The organism is Mesorhizobium oxytropidicola, from assembly GCF_056174625.1.
In genome coordinates, this window is sequence record NZ_CM149692.1 from 2,932,854 (window position 1) to 2,953,930 (window position 21,077).

The following is a 21,077-nucleotide window of genomic DNA, read 5'->3' on the forward strand; positions in this document are numbered from 1 at the left end:
ATTCCCTATTCGCTACTCCCTATTCGCTACTCGCTAATTCCTCAGTGATCTTTCTTCCAGGCGTCGGAATTCACCCAGTAGTCGAGGTTCTTCTGCAGGCGGCCGTCGATCGTGACCTGGTTGAGGAACAGGTTCATCCAGACCAGCAGGTCCGGCTCGTCATAGCGGGTGGCGAAGGCAAGCGGTTCCTTCGACAGCAAGTCCGGCATGATGGTGAAGCTGCCGGCCGGATAGGCTGTCGACTGGCCCTTGACCGCCGAGACGTCGTTGACGCCGCAATCGGCCTGGCCGTTGTTGACGGCGTCGAGCAGCAGCGGGCCGCCGCCCTTGTAGCTCTTGATGTCGGCATCGGGGAAGGCGGTCTTGGCTTCCTTCTCGCCGGTGGCGCCGAGCAGCACGGCGATCTTGGTGCCCTTGGCCTTGCAGTCCTCGGTGGTCTTGAACTTGCTGTCGGCCTTGGTGAAGACGGTGCTGCCCGTATACATGTAGGGCGTGGTGAAGGCGACCTTCATGCCGCGCGCCAGCGTCGGCGTCATGTCGGCGACCAGCAGATCGGCCTTGCCGGACAAGAGCGCCGGGATCAGGCCGTCCCAGTCGAAGTCGAGGAATTTGATTTTAACGCCCATTTCCTTGGCCATCAGCTCGGCCAGTTCAACCGAACTGCCGGTGCGTTCGCCATTGGCGCCGACTAGCGAGAAGGGCGGTCCCTGCGTTTGCACGGCGACGCGCAATTCGCCGCGCTTGGTGATCTCGTCCAGCGTTCCGGCACTGGCGGCAGCGGTCAAGCCCGCGAGCGCAAGTCCGGCGATGAAAAGTCTGGCAATCTTCATTTTGGCATTCCTCCCTGTTGTCGTTTTGTTGTTTTGCCCGAGGGTTTCCTTGGGCGCTTTTTGAGCGGCGGCGCCGTTTGGCGGCGGGCCGTTCGAAAATCCTCAGTCCCAGGTCACCGTCTCGGCAACCTTGATGCCGCGTTTGGCCAGCGCGTCGAAAAAGGGTTCGTCGGGCACATGCAGCAGCGGGTTCAAAAGGCCCGGTGTGGTGATCTCGCGCCGCGCGAGCATCTGCGCCACGATGCTGGCGGGGTAGCCGACGCCGAGGCTCATGCCGAACAGGCCGGACACCAGGTCGCGTTCGATGATCAGATCGGATGTCACCGTCTTGGCACGGCCATCTTCGAGGCCGGAAAAGACATTGCGCATCACGCACAAATCCTTTTCGCCGGGACCGTATTGCAGTTGCGGGCCGAGCAGCCGGCCGAGGAATTCGCGCGGGCTGTTGGAGGTGCCGGGCACCTTGTCCTCGGACAGGAAACCGAGCTCCTTCAGCGGCGCCCAGAAGGCCGACCATCCCGGCCAGCGCAGCGTGTAGCGGCCGGAGCGCTGTAGGCCCTTGGCGGCCGGAAGCATCTCGACATAATGCAGCGCGTCGCCATTGGGGAAGGCTTCCAGCCGGCCAAGGCCGGCGACCTCAATCTCATGGATGAAAGCACTGTCGTGCTGGCGGGCGGCGGGCACTTCGACGCGCTTGCCGTCCTCGATCATCACGCTGTCGCGGTTCTGGCTGACCAGAACCATGTCGAAGTTCCAGCTCACCTTGTAGCAAAGCGGCTTGGCCATCGCCTTCGGCTCGGGAATGCCGCCGCAATAGGAATCGATTGACGTGATGGCGTCGAACTGCCTTGCGGCGCGGGCGTAGAGCACGAGGTCGATGCCGGGGTCGAGCCCGCATTCGGTCATGATCGAGACACCGGCCTGTTCGGCTTCCGGCGCCAGGTCGGCGATGGCCTTGCCGTAATTGGTGGTGACCAGCGGTGTGCGGGTGGCGATGGCGGCTTGCACTGCCTCGCGCATCAATGGCTGCGGCAACAGATCGATGACGGCGTCGGCGTTAGCCAGCACGCTCACAAGTGCCGGTCCGATCGCGCCTTCAGGCACGACGAAACGCACGCGGGAAAGGTCGGTCAGATCAGCCAGCCGGGCCGCACCATCCGGCGCGGTATCGACGCAGGTCACCTCCTCGACACCGCTGGCGACGAGATCGGCGATGGCCGCCCGGCCTTGCAGGCCGAGGCCGCCGAGAACCGCGATCTTCATGCCGGCTCCTTGCGCGCGTCTTCAGACCAGCAGCCTTCCGGCAGGCTGACCCATTTGTTGCAGGACGCCATGACGACGAAGGTCTCGCTGCGCATGACTTCGCCCGGCTCGCCGGCACCGGGGATCAGCTCGCTGGTGACACGGTAGAGATCGGCGACGTCACCGGCCACCGTCACGTCGACGATGATGTCGAAGCGCCCGGTGACCACCGAAGCCGAGTTGACGAAGGGCAGTTCGGAAATGCGCTGCGCCAGCTCGCGGGCCCGGCCGCGGCCCTGGGCATTGATGCCGACAATGGCCGAGATCAGTTCGGGACGCTCGGTCAGGTTCAACAGCCCGACGATCTTGAGCAGGTTGCGGTCGAGCAGGTTGCGCAGCCGCGAGCGCACCGTCGGCACCGAAATCGCCAATGTCTCGGCGAGGCGGTTGATGCCCGGCTGGGCGTCCTGCGACAGCTGTTTGACCAGCCGTCGATCGGTCAGATCGAGATGTTCCCGCAAAGTTCCTGTCTTTCACAAATGAGAAAAATTGAACGATTTTTCTTTCTTATGTGAAAAGACCTTATGGTGTATTTTTAATAACAGCAAGAGAGAGTTGCTGAGAAGCACGATCAGGCTTGTGCGGTGGGCCGAATGACGATCTCGCCCACATCGACCTCGGCCGGTTGCTCGATCGCGAAGGCGATGGCTCGGCTGATCGCATCGGGGGTGATGGCGATTTCGCCCATGCGTTTTTCGATCTCCGCCTTGACCTTGGGATTGGTCATCGAGTCGGCGAAGTTTGTCTGGACGATGCCCGGCGATATGTTCGTCACGCGCAGCTTGGGGCCGGCTTCAAGCCGCAGGCCTTCGGCGATCGCCCGAACCGCATTCTTTGTTCCGGCATAGACCGCCATTGTCGGGCTGATCGTCAGCCCGGCTGTGGAAAGAAGGTTGATGAAGTGGCCAAAGCCCTGGCGGCGGAACACCGGCAGGGCGGCAGCGATGCCATAGAGCGGACCCTTGATGTTGATGTCGATCATCTCCTCCCAATCCTCGACGCGCAGTTCATCGAGGAGCGAGATCGGACCGATGCCCGCATTGTTGATCAGGACATCGATCTTGCCGAACCTGTCGCAGGCAAGGGCAACGAGCTTGGTGAGATCCTCACGGTTCTTCACATCCATTGCCAGGAATGCCGCCTTGCCGCCCGCGCTCTCGATACGATCGACGAGCGCCTCAAGGCGATCGGAACGCCGGGCCCCGAGCACCATCCTGGCCCCACGCCCGGCCAGCAGAAGCGCGGTTGCCTCGCCCATGCCGCTGCTTGCACCCGTGATTGCGATGACTTTTCCCTTTATTCCAGACATGATTGTCTCCTTTCACGATCTAATATTGTGAAAGGCGTCTGGATTATCTATGCTTGAAACTCCATTGTTTCGTCGCGATCGTCCAATCCTGCCATGATCGATCCCCTATCCGACGTGCTCTCGCTTCTCGACATCGCGAGCGCGCGTTGCACGCGTCTCGAAGTGGGCGGGCGATGGTCGTTTCGTTTTCCGGCGAAACCCGCGCTGAAGTTCGCGGCTGTTCTTCGTGGTCGATGCTGGATCGCATTGCCGGAGGAGCAACCTTTTCCGCTCGGCCCCGGCGATACTTTTCTGCTGGCCAACGCCCCTGCCTATGTGATCGCCAACGATCTTTCCATGCAGCCCGAAGACGGGATGTCGTTCTTCGACTGGGAGCATTCGAATGTCGCCCGGCACGGCGGTGATGAAACGGCGCTGGTCGCGGGAAGCTTCGTGTTCGAAGGCGGCAATGCGCAGCTCCTGCTCGATGCCCTTCCCCGATTCATGCACATCCCTGGAAGCGATCGGGCAGCGACGATCCTGCGCGGCTCGCTGGCGGTGCTCGACGAAGAACTCGATGCGGCGTCGATGGGCGCGACGCTGATGACACGCCGCATGGGCGACATCCTGCTCGTGCAGACGTTGCGGGCTTACGTCGCCAAGGAAGGCACAAGCAGCATGGGCTGGGTCGGCGCGTTGACCGACCGACGCATCGGCGCTGCCCTCAGCCTGATCCACAATGATCCCGGCCATGGCTGGACAGTCAATGAACTTGCCACGTCCATCGGCATGTCGCGCTCCGGCTTTGCGCGTTATTTCAAGGAACTCGTCGGCATGGCACCGCTCGACTATCTGACTCGTTGGCGGATGCATCGCGCACGGGACGCCATGCGTCGGTCCGGGGCTTCGGTTGGCAGTCTGGCGCAATCGCTCGGCTACGCCTCCGAAAGTGCTTTCGGCAATGCATTCAAGCGCGTGTTCGGGCGTTCCCCGACGCAGCTCCGGCAGGCCGAAAACGCGGAGTAAACGTCGAGCTGTAGTTGGGTCGCCCACTGCTCGTCCTCGAGCTGCCGGGTTCAGGCCATGGCCGCGGCCAGCAGCTTTGCCTGCGGCGTCAGCTCGTCGAAGCTGCGGGCGCAGAGGTTGAGCTGGCGCGTTGCCCAGTCGTCGCTGAGCCGCAGGCTGCGAAGCCGGCGGGCCGAGCGGCACTTTCCGGCACGATGGCGATGCCGTTCAGGCGAGCTCAGTGGGCTCTGGCGTGGCGCGCAGGCGGCCGATATCGCGCAGGGGTGGCGCACCGAACAGGCGGGCATATTCACGGCTGAACTGGGAAGCGCTTTCATAGCCGACGGAGAAGGCGACGCCGGCCGCATCGCCTGACGTGGCGAGCAGGCGCCGGCGCGCTTCATTGAGGCGGATGCGCTTCTGGTACTGGATCGGCGTCATTGCCGTGACCGCCTTGAAGTGGCGGTGGAACACCGAGGCGCTCATGCCGGCTGTCCGGGCGAGATCCTCGACGCGGAACGGCTCGGCATAGTGGGCGCGGATCCAGCCCAGCGCGCGGCGAATCTGTGACAGGCGGCTGTCGGCGCCGGCAATCTGGCGCAGCATGGCGCCTTGCGGTCCCTGCAGCAGCCGAAACAGGATTTCGCGTTCGAGCAACGGCGCCAGCACGGGGATTTCGGCCGGATGATCGATGAGCTCAATCATGCGTAGCCACGCATCGACCAGCGCCTCGTCGGCCCGGCTGACGGCAAAACCATGGCCGATCGGCGCCTCGGCCACGGGCGGCATGTCGAGCAGCAGCGAGGCGATGAGCGTGGTGTCGAAGGCCAGGCTGACGGAGAGGTAGGGATGTTGCGGGCTGGCCTGCACAACCTTGCCGACAGCTGGCACCTCGACCGCGGCGATGAAGTAGCGGCCGGCATCGTAATGCAGCAGCTGATCGCCGATCATGACGGATTTGGCGCCCTGCAAGACCAGGCAAAGCCTTGGGTCGTAGAGCCCCGGCAACGGCCCGGTCGTCGCCTCGCCCTTCATGATGGCGACGCGGGGAATGCCGGTTTCGGTCAGCCGGCCGCGCGCATGGCGCATCACCAGCGCTTTGAGGTCGTCGAGCGATTTCATCACAGCCTGTAGATCGCATCGGCGCGGCCGGCAATCAAGCTTCCGGCAGGAATAGGCAAGAACTCACCAGTTTTCGGCACGCGGCGGCCAGCGGTCCGCACCATCTCTGCCGCAGACCAACCACGGATCAAACTGGAGATGGAAATGACCGACAAGACCGCATTGGTGACCGGTGCCAACAAGAGCATCGGCTACGAAACCGCGCGCCGGCTGGGCGAAGCCGGCTACAGGGTTTGGCTCGGCAGCCGCGACAGGGAGCGCGGCGAAGCGGCGGCAGCCGAGCTCAGGCAGAAGGGCCATGACGTGCGCGTGCTGGATATCGACGTCGCAAGCGACGCCAGCGTCAAGGCGGCCGCCACGCGCGTTTTGCAGGAGGACGGACGTCTCGATGTGCTGGTCAACAATGCCGGCGTCCTCGGCTCAATGCTCGCTCCCAGCGAAGAGCCCATAGCCATCATCAAGGACGTCTACGAGGTCAATGTGTTCGGCCCGATCCGCACCACTCAGGCCTTCCTGCCGCTGCTCAAGGCAGCTCCGCGCGCCAATGTGGTGATGGTTTCCAGCGGGCTGGGGTCACTCGGCGGGTTGACCGATCCGGCCAATGAATTTTATGCGATCAATATCCTTGGCTACAACAGCTCCAAGACGGCGCTCAACGCCGCCACCGTTGCGTTTTCGAAGGAGCTTGCGGCGGCTGACATCAAGGTCAATTCGGCCGATCCCGGCTATACCGCGACGGACTTCAACGGACACACTGGCTACCGCACGGTGGAGCAGGCGGCCGAGATCATTGTTCGCCTGGCGACCCTGGACGAGAACGGTCCGACCGGCGGCTATTTCTACGATGAGGGTCCGTTGCCCTGGTGAAGGCCCGGCAGGCCATCCGCCTCGGTTCAGACCAGGGCCGCGGCCAGCAGCTTTGCCTGCGGTGTCAGCTCGTCGAAGCTGCGGGCGCACAGATTGAGCTGGCGGGTCGCCCAGTCGTCGGCAAGCCGCAGGCTGCGCAGTTTGCGGGCCGAGCGGCGCGCCGCACTTTCCGGCACGATGGCGATGCCGGCGCCTTGCGCGACCAGCAGGCAGACATTGTCGAGGCCAGGCACGCGGATGCGGATGTGCAGGTGGCCGCCGAGGCGGGCGGCCTGGCGGGTGATGTGCTCCTGCAGCGCGTGGCCGAGGCTGAGGCCAACAAAGGATTCGCCCAGGATGTCGGCGAGGTTGACGGCATGGCCTTCGAGGCTGGGCCAGTTCCGCGCGGTGATCACCACCAGCCGGTCGATGAAGAACGGTTTCTGTTCGAGATGCGACAGGCCGGCCCAGGTGGCGGCAATGCCGAGATCGGCGGCGCCGCCCGCCACCGCTTCGGCGATTTCGTGGCTGGGGCGTTCGTCGAGATCGATGTCGATGCCGGGATGCGCGACGAGGAAGGCGGGCAGGATGTCGCGCAGCAGCTCGGCCGTGGCGGCGGTGTTGGCCATCAGCCGTACACGCGCCCGCAGGCCGCCAGCATAGGCGCCGAGATCGCCGGCCATCGCCTCGATCTGGTTCTGCACGGCGCGCGCATGATGCAGCAGCGCCTGGCCGGCAGCCGTCGGCACCACGCCGCGGCGGCGGCGCTCCAGCAGCGGCGCGCCGAGCCGATCCTCCATGCCCTTGATGCGGGCGCTGGCAGAGGCCAGCGCCAGCCCGGCGAGTTCGGCGCCATGGGTGATGCTGCCGCGCTCGGCCACCAGCAGGAACAGCCGGAGATCGGTCAGATCGAAGCGCATCTTTTTGTTCCCTGCAAACAGTCTCGCAGCTCGGAAAGCCGACTGACTTCGACAAAACAGCCTTCGCCCTAGCCGAAGGCTGACAGCGCAACTTCCACATTGTGCGTGAGCCGCATGTCCGTCAAATCTTTTGCGATGGAGATATGCGATGAGTGACAAGGCCTCAGGCCGGCAAGGGCTCGGTATTCTTGAAAGCGCGGCGATCGTGCTGGCCGTCGCTGTGGCTTCGCTTGCCATGGCGCAGGCACAGCTCGGGTTGCGGGGATGTACGAGAACGGCGGCTTCAATTAGCCCCGATGCCGCGCCGGCGAAACCCCGACCAGATGCCGACGCGACGGACATGCTGCTGCATGACTGATCCCGTGGTGAAGGTGCGGTCATGCTGAGTGCCGGCATCACCGCCTGGATCGGCGCCGTCTTCTTCGCCGCCGGCTTCGTCAAGGGCGTCGTCGGCATGGGGTTGCCGACCGTGGCGATGGGGTTGCTGGCGGTGACGATGCCGCCGGCCGAGGCCGCCGCCTTGCTGCTGATCCCGTCGCTGGTCACCAATCTCTGGCAGTTGTTTACCGGTCCATCTTTCGGCGGCCTGTGCAAGCGGCTGTGGACGATGATGGCCGGCATCATGCTCGGCACCGTCGCCGGGGCAGGGGTGCTGACCGGCGCACATGCGGGCGCGGCCTCTGCGGGGCTCGGCGCAGCACTTGTGCTTTACGCCATTCTCGGCCTGCTCAGGCTTGGCTTCATCACGCCGGCGCGCCACGAGACCTTGATGTCGCCGCTGGTCGGCGTGGCGACCGGGCTGGTCACTGGCGCCACCGGCGTCTTCGTCATCCCGGCGGTGCCCTATCTGCAATCGCTGCGGCTGGAGAAGGAAGATCTCATCCAGGCGCTCGGCCTGTCTTTCACGGTCTCGACGGCGGCCCTTGCCATCGGCCTGTTCAGGACGGGCGCGCTGACGTCGCCGACGGCGCAGCTGACAGGGTCGATCCTGGCGCTGCTGCCGGCGCTGGCCGGCATGTTCATCGGCCAGGCGCTGCGCCAGACGATGAGCGTCGAGACTTTTCGCTCGGTGTTCCTTGGCGGGCTGCTGGTGCTGGGGGCGTATCTCGCGTTGGAGGCGCTGTGGTGAGGTTGCCCTCACTCGGCAATCGACCTGATAACCCGCGCCGGGTTTCCACCCACAAGCGTGTTCGGGGGAACGTTCTTCGTGACCACCGAGCCCGCCGCGACAACAGAGTTTTCGCCCACCGTCACGCCACCGATCACCGTCGCGCCGGCGGCGATCCAGACGTTGCGTTCGATGACGATCGGCTTTGCGGTGGTGAAGGCGCGCCGCCGTGACGGTTCGAGCGGGTGGCCTGAGGTGATGAGGCTGACATTCGGCCCGATCAGCACATCGTCGGCAATGTCGAGCCCGCCAAGATCATAAAACGTGCAGTTTTGGTTGATGAAGACATTGCGGCCGACGCGGATGTCAGCCCCGCCGGTCGTGTAGAAGGGCGGGATCAGCAGAAAGCCGTCATCCACTTGTCTGCCGATGAGCTCGCTGAACAGGGCGCGGATCTCGTCCGCGTCGCTGAACGTCAAACGGTTGAGGCGGGCGGTGATCGTCATCGCCCGTTTGACGTCCGCCAGCATGGCTGCCGATTCCGGCGTTCTCCCGGCGATTATCCTGGTGCGACTGTCATCCGCCATTCGTTATTTTCCTCCGGGCGCGGTCGAACGAATGGCGAAGGCGGCACGGTTGTGTTGCTTCCCGATCGGCACTTCTTGCCACGTGATGGAGATCACGCGAGGGTCTGACCGGCCTTGGCGGCGCGGATAAGGCGATTGGTCGGGGAGGGCAGGTTTTCAAGCAGGTCGAGGATGCGCAGGCTGTCCCGTTCTGACAGCGTAAGATGTTCGGCTCGTTCGATCGCAGCCTGGGCGTCACGCAGTGCGGAGCGCGTAATGAACTCGGTCAGGCCGACATTCGACAAGGCCGCCGCACGGGCGATCATGGCTTTCGCTTCGGGCGCAATCCGGAAATCGATTCGACCGTTGTCACTGACGTTGCGGGGCATTGGTAGCTCCTTTGCCTAGATACGCAGTATGGATTGAATCCGTACAATATGAACCCCGTCGCCTTGACCTTCGGGCATATGAAGAGCGCCGGGTCTATTACCGAACCACCAGCACCGGGATTGTGGTGTAGGACAACACTTCCGCCGTCTGGCTGCCGAGAAGCAGCTTGCCCAGCCCGCGGCGGCCATGCGAGGCCATCACGATCAGGTCGCAGCCTCGCGCCTGCGACAGTTCCAGGATCGCCTCGGCGGGCCGTTTGTCCTCGACATGGATCACCTCGGCGGACACGCCGGCCGCGTCGGCTGAAGCCTGGCACTTGGCCAGAACCTCCTTGCCGTATTTGCGCGCCTCTTCCTGATAGGTGGCCAGTTCATCGCCCGCGGCAAAGCCGGCCATGGCGCCGCCCCAGGCGAAGATCGGGAATTGTTCCGAGACCGTGACGAAGGTGACGGTGGCGCCAATGCTTTTTGCCAATGTGAGGCCATGGGCAACGCCCTTGTCGGCCAGTTCCGATCCGTCGGTGGCGATGAGCAGATGTTTGTACATGATGGTCTGACCTGTTGTGCAAGGGCCGGTGCCCTTGGGGTGGCGGGAGCCTTGATGCGGCTCATCCTGATATAGTTGCGCTGCCGGTCTGCTCACAGGGCCAGCTTGATGCGGATGAAGGCCAGGCAAGGACAGTTTGGGAACTCGCGCCAATGTGAGGCCATTCCGGTGCAGCCTGCCATCAGCGATGCGGTCACCGGTCTGCAAACATTGCCGATCGCAAACGATTGGCCGCCGAGCATGCCCGGCGGCCAATCGTGAAACGCTATGATCCTCGGTTTAGATCGGCTTAGAATGGTGCCGCCGGCAGCTCCTGGGTGCCTTCGAGCTTCACGGCCTGGAGTTCGTTCGTGTCATAGCCAAGAGCCCGCAGGATGGTGGGAGCTACCTGCGTCGTCTGCACCAGAGCCGGCACCGACTTCGGCGTGAGCGAAGGAGCGCTGATGAGAAGCGCCACGTTGCGGTCGTTCGCATTGGCGCCACCGTGCTCGGCAATCTTCGAGCCGGATGTGTAGACCACGCCCGGATTGACGGTGGCTATGAAGTCGGGCGTACGGCTGTCGGTGGCCGGATCCTGATAGGCGAGAGCAAGCGCATTCGGCGGCTGGATCTGGGCGATGCCTTCAGCCTTGCTCGATTTCTCGAGATAATCCTGCGCGGCCGCGAGGTTTTTCACCCTGTCTTGCGGTCTGAGCCAGATCAGCGCGGCGTCGTCGGCGATGTGGAAGGCATAGCCCGGTGTCTTCGTATAGGGATCATCGTCCAGAGGCTGGAACGTTGTTGGGTCGATGGGCGACTGGCCATGCTTCGAGGCAAGTATGATCAGGGTCGAATTGGCGAGTTTGTTGTCCTTGAGTGCGACCATCAGTTCGCCGAGAGCACCGTCGACATAGGCGAGTTGCCCGGCAAGACCATTGCTCGGCGCGCCGCTCGCGTCCAGATAGCCGCCGACCAGACCGGCCTCGTCGCCAGGACCGGCCTTGGGAAGCTTCTGGCCTACGCTCACCGCCTGGAAATTCATGCCGAAAAGCGTCGGAACCGCCGCGGGATGCGCGCCGGTGCTGTCGAGGCCTTTGATTTCGTTGATCACCGCATGGACCCGCGCTTCATCGAAGTCGCGCTCGGCCTTGAAGCTGCCCGTCGTCTTGACCTTCGTGCCGGGAATCAAGCTGTCCTGTTCCAAGGCGTAGAGATCGTCGACGCCTTTGCCCGAAGGTCCGTTCAGCCATTCGTAGGCCGGGTGCTTGTCGGACCAGGCCGTGCGGCCGCCATGCGCTTTCACGATTTCGAAGACATTGTTGACCCGCACGAAATCATGCGGATAGACCACCGAGCATTTGCCGTTGATCAGCGTCATCGGCAGCTTTGCCGGGTCGATCTGACTGCGGTAATCGCCCGGCTTGCCACCACCATCAAGGCGCGTCGAATCGACGTCGATGTTCTCGGCGAAAGCCACCTCGGCGCCCGGCTCGCCCTTGCAATCCGAGGCCGGTGCGAAATAGGTGCGGTCGTAGCTGTCGTCGTAGAACACGCCCGTCGATTTCGGTGTGCCGCCGGTTACCTGTGCCACAAGGCCAGGAAACGAGTCGGACGGGGCGCTGGCGAGCGCATTCGGATAGAAGATCCCGGTATGGGCGAGCGCGGCGAGCGAGCTTGTCGGATTTGCGGCGACATAGTTTGCCAGATCGAGCGCATGAAGCCCGTCGACGCTGATGAGCAGTACATGCTTGTAAGGCGCGGCGACGGCGCTGGTATCAGACAGCGCGCCAGCCAACGCCGCCGACAGCGTACCCGCAGCCAGCGCCAGAGATAGCATTTTCATTGAAGTGTCCCTCGTCTCGCGACCCCCGCGATGGATCAAGGTAGGCGAGCGGACATGACAGGTTCATGAAAACTCGGTGGCAGGGACCTTACGGATTGGTAAGCCAGCGGTGATGCACCTGTGATGGCCGGGTGGGTCTTTCGCAGTGTTGTGCCGATCGCTACAGCTTGGCCTGACACCAACGAAAGGCCGAGCGTATGAGCAACGCATTACCCCAAATCCACCTGGTCCGGCATGGCGAAACGGCGTGGAGCCTTTCGGGGCAGCACACCGGGCGCACCGACATGCCGCTGACGCCGGCCGGCGAGGCGGCCGCGCGGGGCGTGGCGGAGCGGCTCAAGGGCCTGTCGTTCTCGGCAGTGTGGTCAAGCCCCTCGCAGCGCGCCTACAACACCAGCGTGCTGGCCGGCTTTGGCGCGACAAGCGTCAGAAACGACGATCTGCAGGAGTGGGACTACGGCGCCTATGAAGGGCGCACCACCAAGGAAATCCTGGCCGAGCGGCCGGGCTGGAACGTCTTTCGCGACGGCTGTCCGCAAGGCGAGATGGCGGCCGATGTCGGCGCCCGCGCCGACAGGATCATCAGGCAGCTTCGCGACGCTGGTGGCTCGATCCTGATCTTCTCCAGCGCGCATTTCCTGCGCGTGCTCACCGCCCGCTGGCTCGGCCTGCCGCCGGAAGGCGGGGCGCTGTTCGTGCTCGATACGGCGAGCACCAGCGTGCTCGGCTACGAGCATGATCCGAGCGAGCCGGTCGTGCGCAAATGGAATATGAAATAGCGGCAGCGGCGCGCAGGCTCGGCGCGGAAACGCCCGTCCCTTCGTCATCCACGGGCGGAGCAAGGAGCGAAGCGACGCGGCGCAGACCCGAGGATCCATGCCGGGACTCTGAAGCGCTGCAACGGTGCAGAATTCTGCTCCGCTGAACCACTCGATCAAGGTCGCGGCATGGATCCTAGGGTCTCCGCGACGGAGCTTCGCTCCTGCTTCGCCCTAGGATGACGAACACGGGGGAAGGCTCCCGCTAATTTCAGACGTCTGGCGCTGCACGAATTTGCGCCTTGTCTCTATTTATCGAACTTCCGGATCGCCTCGGCGGTGACCGGCGTGAAGAAATTCACCAGATTGCCGTCGGGGTCGCGAAACAGCAGCGAGCGGTTGCCCCAGGGCATGGTGGTCGGCTTCTGCACAGTCGTGTCCCTGATGAAATCCGACAGCCTGGCGAATTCGGCATCGACGTCGCCGACGCGGAATTCGAGGATGGCGGTGTGGTTGTCCGCGGGGCGGGCTATGTCGCCGCCGAACAGCATCAAGGTGCGCGTGCTGCCGATCGCCAGCGTGCAGGAAGGTGTCGCCAGTTCCGCGAAGTCCTCCGTGTAGACCGTCACCGGCATGCCGGTGATCTCACCGTAGAAGCGCACGAGGCGCTGAACGTCTGACGTGATGATGCGGATAGAGACGAAATTCATCGCAGGGCTCCTTGATCGCTGAAGCCGCGGCCGGGCTTCCCGACCGCTCTATAGGCCAGGCCTCCTGCCAGCTTTCTGTCAGGAGAGAGATGCAATGATTACGCCTCCGGTTCGGACCAGCTCTCCTGCACCATTGGCGGCAGGCCGAAGGCGGCGAACAGGCCAGGGCCGAGCGGGGCGACATAGACCGTCAGCGAGGCGATGCCGCCAGCGGCCGGCTCGATGACATGCAGCGATTGCGCGCGCCATTCCAGCTCCTCATGGCGCCGCGCATAGATGGCGACGGCGGGCTGGCCATTGGCCCGTGTCGCCACGGCGCGGTAGCCGGCGTAATTGCCCCACACGGTCCTGAAGAAACCGTGGATCGCCTGGCGGCCCTGGTACCAGTCGCGCCATGGCGGCATGTGGTAGGTGGCGTCCTCGCGCAGCAGGGCGACGAAGCCGTCGAGATTGGCAGCCTGCCAGGCCCTGATATAGCGTTCGAGCAGCAGGCTTTCCTCCGGGTTGGGCTGCGACCGCTGCAAAGGGCGTCCCCCGGGATAGCGCTCGCCGAGCGTCGCGCGCGCCCGCTGCAGGGCGCTGTTGACCGAGGCGGTCGAGCCGCCCAGCAATTGCGCGGTCTCCAGCGCCGACCAGCCCAGCACGTCGCACAGCAGAAGGGATGCGCGTTGCCGGGGCGGCAGAAGCTGGATGGCGGCGACGAAGGCAAGGCGGACGGCCTCGTTTGTCTCGTAGCGCGCGTCCGGGCCGGGCTCGCTATCGGCGATATCAGGCAGCTCGGCGTCGGGGTATGGCTCCAGCCACGAAAGCTCGGCGGCCGGCCCGGCGGCGGCACGCCCTTCCGTTGGCGGCCGTGCAGGTTCTTCGAGGATGCGAGGCGCCGTGGCCCGTGCCTTGATGGCGTTGAGGCAGGCGTTGGTGGCGATGGTGTAGAGCCAGCCGCGCGGCGAGCCGCGCCCATCGAATTGCGCGCGGCCGCGCCAGGCTTTGAGGAACGTCTCCTGGACGAGATCGTCGGCCTCATGCAGCGAGCCCATCATCCGGTAGCAATGCAGTTTCAGTTCACGGCGGTGGGCCGCCGTCAGGCGCTCGAAGGCAGGCCGATCGAGGATCGGCCTGCCTGTCGGGCTCAGCGGCTCAAGCGGGCCGGGAGCGTCTGTCATGTCGAGCCTGCCAAGCGCGCAATTTGCCGGAATTCGCCTCGCATCCTGCGCGCCTCATGCCGCCGCGGCAAGGCCGCTGCCGCTCACCGTGAAGGCGGTGCCCTGCACCTTGCCGCCGGCCAGCGCGACCACGGCGCGTCCGACATCGGCGGGCGTCTGCACATCGCTCAAGCTGGCCAGGAAATCCGCCGGGCTGATGCCGAGATAGGCGGAAATGCTCGAAATGCCGCGCTGGCCGACGCCGGTGCCGGCCATGATGCGCATCGGCGCCAGCGCCATGAAGCGCAGGCCAAGGCCAAGCCGGTCGGCTTCCTTCTGGCTGTGGGCGGCAAGGAACATCTGCATTTGCTTGGCGCCGGAATAGCCGCCGGAGTTCGGCGGTCCGCCGCTGAATGCGGCGCCGCTGGAGATCAGCACCACGCGGCTGCCCGGCTTTAAACGGCCCTGCAGCGCTGCCCTGCAGAACAGGAACGATGCCTTGACGTCCGTCTCCCAATTCGCCGAAAAATCGTCCCAGCTCTGGTCCTGGATGCAGGCCGACGGAGCGAAGGCGCCGGCGCAGATGACCAGCACATCCGGCGGCAGCGCGGCGAACACCGCGTCAGGCGCGGCCTCCTGCGTGGCGTCGGCGGCAAGCGTCTTCACGCCTGACGCTTCCCAGGCGAGCTCCTTCAACGCTTCCATGCCGCGCGCGATGGCAAGCACGGTTGCGCCTTCGCCGAGCGCAGCTTCCACGATCGAACGGCCGACACCCCGGCTGCCTCCGACCACGACGACATTTTGACCTTTCAACGATTGCATGGCTCACCTCGCTTCTCCGGCTGCCGGAACCATTCCAGCGCCTAATGATCAGGACAGCGCGGGCGGGTGGAAATCATCGGTGCGGGGGTAAAATCTTTCGCGGGGCGCCTGTCAGGCGGCTCTCATTCGTTGGTAGTGTCTCGGTTTGAATTTCGGCTGTGGGTGGAAGGCGTAGCCAAGCAATTCAGCGATTAACTGGGATTTGTGGCGGCGTCTGCGTTTTGGAAGATTTGACGCACACTGGTCCGCCTTTACCGGGCCACGCACAGTCCCATTCCGGTCCGAAGCCGAAATTTCCTTGCGTCTGTATCTCTCGCGTTTGCATCGGAAAAATCGACAGCGCAATAACTACGACTGCCAACAACACCAACACCAATAGGATGCCAGTAGCGTCTCCTGGTCGTAGCGGAGGCAGATAGATTTCGCGCCCAAGTACCTTCACGTCGATTCCTACCGACCGAAATTTGCCATCTATAGCTGGGACCTGCCGAAATAAGCTTCAAGAAATAAGATCGCATTTGAACTGCCGCAAAGGCTTGTGGGGGTGAGTCTTTTCTAGGTCACAGTCTTCGTTTGTATGGCCCACGCTTGCCCGGCTTAGGCGCAACAGGGTCGCTTCTGGCCCTTAGGCCCGGTGGGCATTTAGGAGGCTTTCTTCCGCTTCAAGAGAGTCACCAGCACTGTGCGCATTGACGAGTGCTCTGCGCTGTCGAGATCAACAATCCAATCATCATTGAGCTTGTGCCAAGGGAAGTTCGCGTTTCGCAACGCCTGTCGAAACGCTTTCGGATCGACACCGACGGCTCGGGCCATATCTGCGGCATTTGTCGGCTTGGCCATGAAACCTCCCATGCTTTGCGCTAAGCATATAGGTGTATGGCGCGGATCGCGACAAGCGCGGCGTCAAATTTCAAACTGAGACACTACCCATTCGTTCGCTGGTTTGCCAAAGATCTGCTTGAGGCGATAAACTGGACGGCCCATCGCCGATCTCTTGGGCGCACCAATAACCTGGGAGGAATGTACGATGACGACGCTGTTCGTGAGACATACCGTGTCCGACTACAAGGCCTGGCGCAAAGTCTATGACGGGTTCGCGCCGGTTCAAAAGGCCAACGGCGTGAAGGCCGAGACCGTCTATCAGGCGGCGGACAACCCCAATGACGTCACCGTGACGCATGATTTCGCCAGTGTCGGCGAGGCGCAGGCCTTTATCAAAAACCCAAAATTGAAAGAAGCGATGGCGAGCGCCGGCGTGGTCGGCGCGCCAAGCATGTGGATCACCAACAAGGCCTGATGGGCCGCTCCATCTCCTGTTCCGCCGCAATTCCAGACGGAAAATGAGCCGGGCCGCTTGCGGCCTGGCGGGCGGGACGCTTGTTCATCCGGCGAGCAGCGCCAGTTCCTCCGGCGTCAGATGCCGCGCCGTGCCCTTGGCGAGGTCGCCCAGTGGCAAGTGGCCGATGGCGATGCGGATGAGGCGCTTGACCTCGATACCGTGCGCGGTGAGCAGGCGGCGGATGTGGCGGTTGCGGCCCTCGTCGAGCACGATCTCCAGCCAGGCGGTACGGCCGCCGCTGCGCAAAAGCGCGATCGAACTGGCGGTCAGGGTCTCGCCATCGACGGTGACGCCCGCGCGGAGTTTGTCCAGCATCGTTTCATCGGGCACCGTGCCGACCTGGACGTGATAGGTCTTGGGCAGATGCGAGGCCGGGTCGATCAGCCGGTTGGCGAAGTGCGTGTCATTGGTCATCAGCAGCAGGCCTTCGCTGGCCTTGTCGAGGCGGCCGACGGGCGAGACAAAGGGCAAATCGAGCCCTTCGAGGCAGGCATAGACGGTGTCGCGCTGTTGTGGGTCGTCGCGGGTGGTGACCAGCCCGCGCGGCTTGTTGAGCATGACATAGACCTTGCGCTCGGCGACCAGCTTTTCGCCATCGACGACGATACGGTCGCAGTTCAGGTCGACGCGCAGCGTGGCATCGCGCACCACCTTGCCGCCGACGCGCACACGGCCGTCGGCGATCAGCACCTCGGCCTGCGTGCGCGAGCACAGGCCGAGCTTTGACAGCGCGCGGTTCAGGCTGACGCCGGGGGACTTGCCGGGCCTGCCGGTGGGTGGTGGTCTTGATGCCATGCTGATCCGGTCGGTTGCATCAGACAGATGACACGGGCCGCGATGGCTCTGCAAGCCGTACACTGATTGCACTGAGGCGGCTGGCCGCTCAATCCCGCCCGTTGAAAAACGCCGTCAGCACCGGCGCATGCGCGGCGGGTTTCAGCATGTGGTTCTGGCCTGCCAGTGTCTTGTAGCGGGCATTGGGCAGCGCCTGCGCCAAGGCCTTGTTGCCATGGCGCATCCAGGGCGGGCTTTTGCCACCATCGGTCACCAGTGTCGGCACACTGAGCGCGTTCCAGCGGGCGGGGTCCAACGGCTTGCCGAGCTGGTCGCCGGCGACGATGGCGCCGTCATAAGGCAGCGTATGCGCCACCGCTTTGAGTTTGCGCCAGATCGGCGTCAGTCTCATGACCGCGATCAGCAGGCCGGGCATGCCGACCGATTTGAGAAAGGCGCTCACGGCGTCGCCGCGCCTGTTGTCGACGATGGCCTGCCGGATCGATACCCAGTCGCCTTGCGTGGTCGCGCGGCTGTCGTCGACGATCAGCGGCGCTTCGTAGAGCGCGAGCCTGCTGATGCCGGGCAGGCGGGCTGCCGCCATCAGCGCCAGCATGGCGCCGGAAGACATGCCCCAGACATGGGCTTCACCGCCGGCCGCCCGCAGCACGGCCGCGATGTCATCGACCTCGCGCTCGACCGCGTAGGGCGCGGTGTCGCCGCTGTCGCCACGGCCACGGCGGTCGTAGCGAAACACGGTGAAATCGCCTTCCAGCGCCTTGGCCAGCGGGCCGCTCGGCCCCATGGCGCGCGAGCAGAGCGCGCCGTCGATGAGGATGAGCGGATGACCCTGGCCCCGCCGCTCGCAGGCGATTGGCGTGCCATCCCGCGACAACACGGCTTGCGTCGTCGGTTTCGCGTTCTCAGCCAGCATGGTTTACTCCCTTGCCTATCAACTGTTCCAGCCGGTCGAAGCTCTGCACCCAGCCGCCGCGCATGCCGAGCGCCAGCAGGCGTTCGCGGTCGGCGGCAGTCGCCAGCGTCACCTCGAAATGGACATGGGTGCGTGCGCCGCTGGCCGTGAAGCTCACCGTGTGGCGGCTCTGGCCCGGCGGCTTGCCTGCCCATTCGCGGATTTCAGGATCCGGTTCGTCGCAATAGCTCAGCCTGACATTCTCGACGATCTCGAGATAGCTGCCCTGGTTGCGGTAGAGCGCGCCACCGGCGGTCAGCATGTCGATGCGCCAGCGGCCGCCGACGCGCAAATCGAGCGCGCAATGAGAGATGGTGCAGCCCCTGATGCCCCACCACTGCGCCACCAGAAGCGGATCGGTCCACAGCCGGAAGACGCGTTCGACCGGCGCGTTGAAAATCCGCTCGATGGCAAAGCTGCGGTCGGCGGTTGCGGGCGCGCTCATTCCGGCCTGTCCGCGCCGCGCCGCAGGAGGTCCTCCATGCGGTCGAAACGGTCTTCCCACAGCTTGCGATAGTCATCCAGCCAGCGGTCGATGTCGCGCAGCGGTTTGAGTTCGATGCGGCTGAGATGTTTTTGCGCCGCCCGGCTGCGGGTAACCAGGCCGGCCTGTTCCAGCACGCCGACATGTTTGGAGACGGCGCGCACGGTGAGCGCGAAAGGCTGCGCCAGCTCGGCAACCGACGCTTCGCCGTCGAGCAGCCGGGCAAGGATCGCCCGGCGCGTGGGGTCGGCGAGGGCGGCGAACGTGTCGTCGAGGGAGATTTGAGTGGCCATTATGGAACCATCTAGTTCTGGAACTAAGTGGTTCTATAAAGGAGTAAGCCCACTACGTCAATGGGTTCTGATTGGCCTATGTTGTTGTGCGCAATGCGTCCCCTTGCCGGGAAAAACTGTCGCCCGGCAATGGGGTGTTCAAACGCTCAGGCGGCTGCCTTCTCGTCCGCAATGCCGTTCAGCACGGCGAGCGCGTCGGCCGGCAGGTCCAACTCCGCCGCCGCGAGGTTCTCGCGGAGATGCCCGACCGAGGAGGTGCCGGGGATGAGCAGGATGTTGGGCGCGCGGCGCAGCAGCCAGGCGAGCGCCACTTGCATCGGGGTCGCGCCGAGTTTCCTGGCAACATTGGCCAGCGTGTCCGACTGCAGCGGCGTGAAGCCGCCGAGCGGGAAGAACGGCACATAGGCGATGCCGTCGGCGGCAAGAACATCGATCAGCGCGTCGTCGTCGCGATGCGCGATATTGTACTGGTTCTGCACGCAGACGATGTCGGCGATGCCGCGCCCCTCAGCGATCTGGGCGCGGGTGACGTTGCTCATGCCGATATGGCGAATGAGGCCCTGGCGCTGCAATTCGGCGAGCGTGTTCAACTGCGGCTCGAGTGATCCTTCGGCGGGGCCGTGGATGCCATGCATGGAGCGCAGGTTGACCACCTCGATCACATCAAGCCCGAGATTGCGCAGATTGTCGTGCACGGCCTCAGTCAGTTCCTTGGGCGACATTGCGGGAAGCCAGGATGCATCGGCGCCGCGCCGGGCGCTGACCTTGGTGACGATGGTGAGGCCGGCAGGGTAGGGGTGCAACGCCTCGCGGATGATCTGGTTGGTGACGTGCGGGCCATAGAAATCCGATGTGTCGATATGGTCGACGCCGCTGGCGATCGCCTCACGCAGCACGGCAAGGGCTGCGTCGCGGTCCTTCGGCGGGCCGAAGACGCCGGGTCCCGCCAGCTGCATGGCGCCGTAGCCGAGGCGTTTTACGGTGCGGTCGCCGAGTTTGAAGGTTCCGGCCTTGCTGATGTCGGTCATGGTCTCATCTCCTGTGGATCGGCCCAATGTAGACAAAGCGCGCCTGCGCGATAATATGGTGCAATCGGCACAGCCTGTGCGGAAAGGCGAACAATGGCGACGGATCTCGGCGACCTCCAGGCGTTCATGGCGGTGGCGCGCGCCGGCGGTTTTCGCGAAGCCGCCCGGGTGGGCAGCGTCAGCGCCTCCAGTCTCTCAGAGACGGTGCGGCGGCTGGAAACCGGGCTTGGCGTGCGGCTCCTCAACCGCACCACGCGCAGTGTCGCGCCGACCGAGGCCGGCGCGCGGCTGCTGGAACGGCTTGGCCCGGCGCTCGGCGAGGTCGAGGCGGCGCTCGACGTGGTCAACGGCTTTCGTGGCCGCCCGGCCGGCACGCTGCGGCTCAACGTGCCGGTCGTCGCGGCCAAACTGGTGCTGCCGCGCCTGTTGCCGCCCTTCCTCGCCGCCTATCCCGACATCCGGATGGAAGTGACCGCCGAGGACAGTTTCGTCGACATACTGGCGAGCGGTTGCGACGCCGGCATCCGCTATGACGAGCGGCTGGAGCAGGACATGATCGCCGTGCCGATCGGCCCGCGCCGGCAGCGCTTCGCCACCGCCGCCGCGACGCTCTATCTCGACCGGCACGGCCGGCCCGAGCATCCGCGCGACCTGCTCGATCACGCCTGCCTGCGCGGGCGCTTCGCGAGCGGCCTGACGCCGGCCTGGGAGTTCGAACGCGGCGGCGAGGTGGTGAGCGTCGAGCCGAGCGGGCCGCTGCTGGTCAGCACCGGAACGGCCATGGCGCTGGCGCTTGAGGTGTCGATCGCCGGCGGCGGCATCGTCTCGCTGTTCGAGGACTGGCTGCGGCCCTATTTCGACGATGGCCGGCTGGAGCCGGTGCTCGAACCCTGGTGGCAGGAGTTTTCCGGCCCGTTCCTCTACTACCCCGGCCGCCGCCTCACGCCGGCGCCGCTGCGCGCCTTCATCGACTTTGTCGGCACGATGCGCTGGGGGTGAGGTGTGGAAT

General features: G+C 64.5%; 26 protein-coding genes. 7 read left to right on the forward strand and 19 right to left on the reverse strand.

Annotated elements, in window-relative coordinates; genetic code table 11:
* Positions 1 to 41 precede the first annotated feature (41 nt).
* The 4 genes from AC0V8S_RS14570 to AC0V8S_RS14585 form a co-directional block, all read right to left on the reverse strand.
* Complete coding sequence (locus AC0V8S_RS14570) at positions 42 to 830, reverse strand: ABC transporter substrate-binding protein (RefSeq protein WP_010910742.1); 789 nt, start codon at positions 828 to 830, stop codon at positions 42 to 44.
* Positions 831 to 932: 102 nt separating this feature from the next.
* A complete protein-coding gene (locus AC0V8S_RS14575) occupies positions 933 to 2,093 on the reverse strand; it encodes a saccharopine dehydrogenase family protein (RefSeq protein WP_183461806.1) in 1,161 nt (386 codons plus the stop codon).
* Entirely contained in the window at positions 2,090 to 2,593 is a 504-nt protein-coding gene (locus AC0V8S_RS14580) for an Lrp/AsnC family transcriptional regulator (RefSeq protein WP_183461804.1), read from the reverse strand. The genes AC0V8S_RS14575 and AC0V8S_RS14580 overlap by 4 nt, the downstream gene beginning before the upstream one ends.
* Positions 2,594 to 2,703: 110 nt before the next feature.
* Positions 2,704 to 3,441 carry an SDR family oxidoreductase gene (locus AC0V8S_RS14585; RefSeq protein WP_183461802.1) on the reverse strand — a complete coding sequence of 246 codons (738 nt, stop codon included), beginning with the start codon at positions 3,439 to 3,441 and terminating at the stop codon, positions 2,704 to 2,706.
* A gap of 93 nt (positions 3,442 to 3,534) precedes the next feature.
* On the opposite strand from AC0V8S_RS14585, the gene AC0V8S_RS14590 reads away from it, so the two are divergent.
* Positions 3,535 to 4,446, forward strand: a complete 912-nt coding sequence (locus AC0V8S_RS14590; protein ID WP_183461800.1) for an AraC family transcriptional regulator — start codon at positions 3,535 to 3,537, stop codon at positions 4,444 to 4,446.
* Positions 4,447 to 4,653: 207 nt separating this feature from the next.
* Here the strand turns inward: AC0V8S_RS14590 and AC0V8S_RS14595 are convergent, their stop codons facing one another.
* The gene (locus tag AC0V8S_RS14595; protein ID WP_183461798.1) at positions 4,654 to 5,550 is read right to left on the reverse strand and encodes an AraC family transcriptional regulator; all 897 of its coding nucleotides are present in this window, start codon (positions 5,548 to 5,550) and stop codon (positions 4,654 to 4,656) included.
* 135 nt (positions 5,551 to 5,685) lie between these two features.
* On the opposite strand from AC0V8S_RS14595, the gene AC0V8S_RS14600 reads away from it, so the two are divergent.
* Positions 5,686 to 6,414 carry an SDR family oxidoreductase gene (locus AC0V8S_RS14600; protein ID WP_475438108.1) on the forward strand — a complete coding sequence of 243 codons (729 nt, stop codon included), beginning with the start codon at positions 5,686 to 5,688 and terminating at the stop codon, positions 6,412 to 6,414.
* 26 nt (positions 6,415 to 6,440) lie between these two features.
* Here the strand turns inward: AC0V8S_RS14600 and AC0V8S_RS14605 are convergent, their stop codons facing one another.
* Positions 6,441 to 7,313, reverse strand: coding sequence for a LysR substrate-binding domain-containing protein (locus tag AC0V8S_RS14605; protein ID WP_475438109.1), 873 nt, complete (start codon positions 7,311 to 7,313; stop codon positions 6,441 to 6,443).
* Positions 7,314 to 7,461: 148 nt separating this feature from the next.
* Between AC0V8S_RS14605 and AC0V8S_RS14610 the strand changes: the two genes are divergently transcribed.
* Positions 7,462 to 7,671: a hypothetical protein gene (locus AC0V8S_RS14610; RefSeq protein ID WP_475438110.1), complete on the forward strand. Its 210-nt coding sequence runs from the start codon at positions 7,462 to 7,464 to the stop codon at positions 7,669 to 7,671.
* A gap of 21 nt (positions 7,672 to 7,692) precedes the next feature.
* Complete coding sequence (locus tag AC0V8S_RS14615; RefSeq protein WP_475438111.1) at positions 7,693 to 8,442, forward strand: sulfite exporter TauE/SafE family protein; 750 nt, start codon at positions 7,693 to 7,695, stop codon at positions 8,440 to 8,442.
* Between the two features lie 8 nt (positions 8,443 to 8,450).
* Here the strand turns inward: AC0V8S_RS14615 and AC0V8S_RS14620 are convergent, their stop codons facing one another.
* From AC0V8S_RS14620 to AC0V8S_RS14635, 4 genes are all read right to left on the reverse strand, one after another.
* Positions 8,451 to 9,008 carry a sugar O-acetyltransferase gene (locus AC0V8S_RS14620; RefSeq protein ID WP_475438112.1) on the reverse strand — a complete coding sequence of 186 codons (558 nt, stop codon included), beginning with the start codon at positions 9,006 to 9,008 and terminating at the stop codon, positions 8,451 to 8,453.
* 92 nt (positions 9,009 to 9,100) lie between these two features.
* Positions 9,101 to 9,376: a type II toxin-antitoxin system TacA family antitoxin gene (locus AC0V8S_RS14625; RefSeq protein WP_475438113.1), complete on the reverse strand. Its 276-nt coding sequence runs from the start codon at positions 9,374 to 9,376 to the stop codon at positions 9,101 to 9,103.
* A 97-nt stretch (positions 9,377 to 9,473) separates the two neighbouring features.
* Positions 9,474 to 9,923, reverse strand: a complete 450-nt coding sequence (locus tag AC0V8S_RS14630; protein ID WP_475438114.1) for a universal stress protein — start codon at positions 9,921 to 9,923, stop codon at positions 9,474 to 9,476.
* Between the two features lie 289 nt (positions 9,924 to 10,212).
* The gene (locus AC0V8S_RS14635) at positions 10,213 to 11,745 is read right to left on the reverse strand and encodes an alkaline phosphatase family protein (RefSeq protein ID WP_475438115.1); all 1,533 of its coding nucleotides are present in this window, start codon (positions 11,743 to 11,745) and stop codon (positions 10,213 to 10,215) included.
* Between the two features lie 197 nt (positions 11,746 to 11,942).
* Here AC0V8S_RS14635 and AC0V8S_RS14640 point away from each other — a divergent pair, with 197 nt between their 5' ends.
* The gene (locus tag AC0V8S_RS14640; protein WP_475438116.1) at positions 11,943 to 12,524 is read left to right on the forward strand and encodes a histidine phosphatase family protein; all 582 of its coding nucleotides are present in this window, start codon (positions 11,943 to 11,945) and stop codon (positions 12,522 to 12,524) included.
* Positions 12,525 to 12,811: 287 nt separating this feature from the next.
* Here AC0V8S_RS14640 and AC0V8S_RS14645 read toward each other — a convergent pair whose 3' ends face one another.
* The 4 genes from AC0V8S_RS14645 to AC0V8S_RS14660 all read right to left on the reverse strand — a co-directional run bounded on the left by AC0V8S_RS14645 (position 12,812) and on the right by AC0V8S_RS14660 (position 16,017).
* On the reverse strand, positions 12,812 to 13,213 hold the full coding sequence (locus tag AC0V8S_RS14645; protein ID WP_096448511.1) for a VOC family protein: 402 nt from the start codon (positions 13,211 to 13,213) through the stop codon (positions 12,812 to 12,814).
* Between the two features lie 98 nt (positions 13,214 to 13,311).
* Positions 13,312 to 14,376, reverse strand: coding sequence for a sigma-70 family RNA polymerase sigma factor (locus AC0V8S_RS14650; RefSeq protein WP_475438117.1), 1,065 nt, complete (start codon positions 14,374 to 14,376; stop codon positions 13,312 to 13,314).
* A 54-nt stretch (positions 14,377 to 14,430) separates the two neighbouring features.
* Positions 14,431 to 15,177 (reverse strand): SDR family NAD(P)-dependent oxidoreductase, encoded by a 747-nt coding sequence (locus AC0V8S_RS14655; protein ID WP_475438118.1) that lies wholly within the window; start codon positions 15,175 to 15,177, stop codon positions 14,431 to 14,433.
* A gap of 642 nt (positions 15,178 to 15,819) precedes the next feature.
* Positions 15,820 to 16,017: a hypothetical protein gene (locus AC0V8S_RS14660; RefSeq protein ID WP_183461770.1), complete on the reverse strand. Its 198-nt coding sequence runs from the start codon at positions 16,015 to 16,017 to the stop codon at positions 15,820 to 15,822.
* A 187-nt stretch (positions 16,018 to 16,204) separates the two neighbouring features.
* Here AC0V8S_RS14660 and AC0V8S_RS14665 point away from each other — a divergent pair, with 187 nt between their 5' ends.
* Positions 16,205 to 16,474 (forward strand): cyclase, encoded by a 270-nt coding sequence (locus AC0V8S_RS14665; protein ID WP_475438119.1) that lies wholly within the window; start codon positions 16,205 to 16,207, stop codon positions 16,472 to 16,474.
* An 84-nt stretch (positions 16,475 to 16,558) separates the two neighbouring features.
* Here the strand turns inward: AC0V8S_RS14665 and AC0V8S_RS14670 are convergent, their stop codons facing one another.
* The 5 genes from AC0V8S_RS14670 to AC0V8S_RS14690 form a co-directional block, all read right to left on the reverse strand.
* Positions 16,559 to 17,311, reverse strand: coding sequence for a pseudouridine synthase (locus tag AC0V8S_RS14670; RefSeq protein WP_475438120.1), 753 nt, complete (start codon positions 17,309 to 17,311; stop codon positions 16,559 to 16,561).
* Between the two features lie 88 nt (positions 17,312 to 17,399).
* Complete coding sequence (locus AC0V8S_RS14675) at positions 17,400 to 18,224, reverse strand: alpha/beta fold hydrolase (protein WP_475438121.1); 825 nt, start codon at positions 18,222 to 18,224, stop codon at positions 17,400 to 17,402.
* Positions 18,214 to 18,708, reverse strand: coding sequence for an SRPBCC family protein (locus AC0V8S_RS14680; protein WP_475438122.1), 495 nt, complete (start codon positions 18,706 to 18,708; stop codon positions 18,214 to 18,216). The genes AC0V8S_RS14675 and AC0V8S_RS14680 overlap by 11 nt, the downstream gene beginning before the upstream one ends.
* Entirely contained in the window at positions 18,705 to 19,040 is a 336-nt protein-coding gene (locus AC0V8S_RS14685; protein ID WP_475438123.1) for an ArsR/SmtB family transcription factor, read from the reverse strand. Before AC0V8S_RS14685 ends, AC0V8S_RS14680 begins: the two co-directional genes overlap by 4 nt.
* A gap of 146 nt (positions 19,041 to 19,186) precedes the next feature.
* The gene (locus AC0V8S_RS14690) at positions 19,187 to 20,068 is read right to left on the reverse strand and encodes an aldo/keto reductase family oxidoreductase (protein WP_475438124.1); all 882 of its coding nucleotides are present in this window, start codon (positions 20,066 to 20,068) and stop codon (positions 19,187 to 19,189) included.
* Positions 20,069 to 20,161: 93 nt separating this feature from the next.
* Here AC0V8S_RS14690 and AC0V8S_RS14695 point away from each other — a divergent pair, with 93 nt between their 5' ends.
* On the forward strand, positions 20,162 to 21,067 hold the full coding sequence (locus tag AC0V8S_RS14695; protein WP_475438125.1) for a LysR family transcriptional regulator: 906 nt from the start codon (positions 20,162 to 20,164) through the stop codon (positions 21,065 to 21,067).
* The last annotated feature ends 10 nt before the right edge of the window (positions 21,068 to 21,077 follow it).

Bases quoted from the DNA above. Each gene is read 5' to 3' on its own strand.
- AC0V8S_RS14570 (WP_010910742.1), bottom strand. From the start codon at position 830: ATGAAGATTGCCAGACTTTTCATCGCCGGACTTGCGCTCGCGGGCTTG.
- AC0V8S_RS14665 (WP_475438119.1), top strand. From the start codon at position 16,205: ATGACGACGCTGTTCGTGAGACATACCGTGTCCGACTACAAGGCCTGG.
- AC0V8S_RS14650 (WP_475438117.1), bottom strand. From the start codon at position 14,376: ATGACAGACGCTCCCGGCCCGCTTGAGCCGCTGAGCCCGACAGGCAGG.
- AC0V8S_RS14590 (WP_183461800.1), top strand. From the start codon at position 3,535: ATGATCGATCCCCTATCCGACGTGCTCTCGCTTCTCGACATCGCGAGC.
- AC0V8S_RS14575 (WP_183461806.1), bottom strand. From the start codon at position 2,093: ATGAAGATCGCGGTTCTCGGCGGCCTCGGCCTGCAAGGCCGGGCGGCC.
- AC0V8S_RS14645 (WP_096448511.1), bottom strand. From the start codon at position 13,213: ATGAATTTCGTCTCTATCCGCATCATCACGTCAGACGTTCAGCGCCTC.
- AC0V8S_RS14655 (WP_475438118.1), bottom strand. From the start codon at position 15,177: ATGCAATCGTTGAAAGGTCAAAATGTCGTCGTGGTCGGAGGCAGCCGG.
- AC0V8S_RS14620 (WP_475438112.1), bottom strand. From the start codon at position 9,008: ATGGCGGATGACAGTCGCACCAGGATAATCGCCGGGAGAACGCCGGAA.
- AC0V8S_RS14615 (WP_475438111.1), top strand. From the start codon at position 7,693: ATGCTGAGTGCCGGCATCACCGCCTGGATCGGCGCCGTCTTCTTCGCC.
- AC0V8S_RS14695 (WP_475438125.1), top strand. From the start codon at position 20,162: ATGGCGACGGATCTCGGCGACCTCCAGGCGTTCATGGCGGTGGCGCGC.
- AC0V8S_RS14600 (WP_475438108.1), top strand. From the start codon at position 5,686: ATGGAAATGACCGACAAGACCGCATTGGTGACCGGTGCCAACAAGAGC.
- AC0V8S_RS14675 (WP_475438121.1), bottom strand. From the start codon at position 18,224: ATGCTGGCTGAGAACGCGAAACCGACGACGCAAGCCGTGTTGTCGCGG.
- AC0V8S_RS14610 (WP_475438110.1), top strand. From the start codon at position 7,462: ATGAGTGACAAGGCCTCAGGCCGGCAAGGGCTCGGTATTCTTGAAAGC.
- AC0V8S_RS14685 (WP_475438123.1), bottom strand. From the start codon at position 19,040: ATGGCCACTCAAATCTCCCTCGACGACACGTTCGCCGCCCTCGCCGAC.
- AC0V8S_RS14605 (WP_475438109.1), bottom strand. From the start codon at position 7,313: ATGCGCTTCGATCTGACCGATCTCCGGCTGTTCCTGCTGGTGGCCGAG.
- AC0V8S_RS14625 (WP_475438113.1), bottom strand. From the start codon at position 9,376: ATGCCCCGCAACGTCAGTGACAACGGTCGAATCGATTTCCGGATTGCG.
- AC0V8S_RS14680 (WP_475438122.1), bottom strand. From the start codon at position 18,708: ATGAGCGCGCCCGCAACCGCCGACCGCAGCTTTGCCATCGAGCGGATT.
- AC0V8S_RS14635 (WP_475438115.1), bottom strand. From the start codon at position 11,745: ATGAAAATGCTATCTCTGGCGCTGGCTGCGGGTACGCTGTCGGCGGCG.
- AC0V8S_RS14660 (WP_183461770.1), bottom strand. From the start codon at position 16,017: ATGGCCAAGCCGACAAATGCCGCAGATATGGCCCGAGCCGTCGGTGTC.
- AC0V8S_RS14585 (WP_183461802.1), bottom strand. From the start codon at position 3,441: ATGTCTGGAATAAAGGGAAAAGTCATCGCAATCACGGGTGCAAGCAGC.
- AC0V8S_RS14690 (WP_475438124.1), bottom strand. From the start codon at position 20,068: ATGACCGACATCAGCAAGGCCGGAACCTTCAAACTCGGCGACCGCACC.
- AC0V8S_RS14670 (WP_475438120.1), bottom strand. From the start codon at position 17,311: ATGGCATCAAGACCACCACCCACCGGCAGGCCCGGCAAGTCCCCCGGC.
- AC0V8S_RS14630 (WP_475438114.1), bottom strand. From the start codon at position 9,923: ATGTACAAACATCTGCTCATCGCCACCGACGGATCGGAACTGGCCGAC.
- AC0V8S_RS14640 (WP_475438116.1), top strand. From the start codon at position 11,943: ATGAGCAACGCATTACCCCAAATCCACCTGGTCCGGCATGGCGAAACG.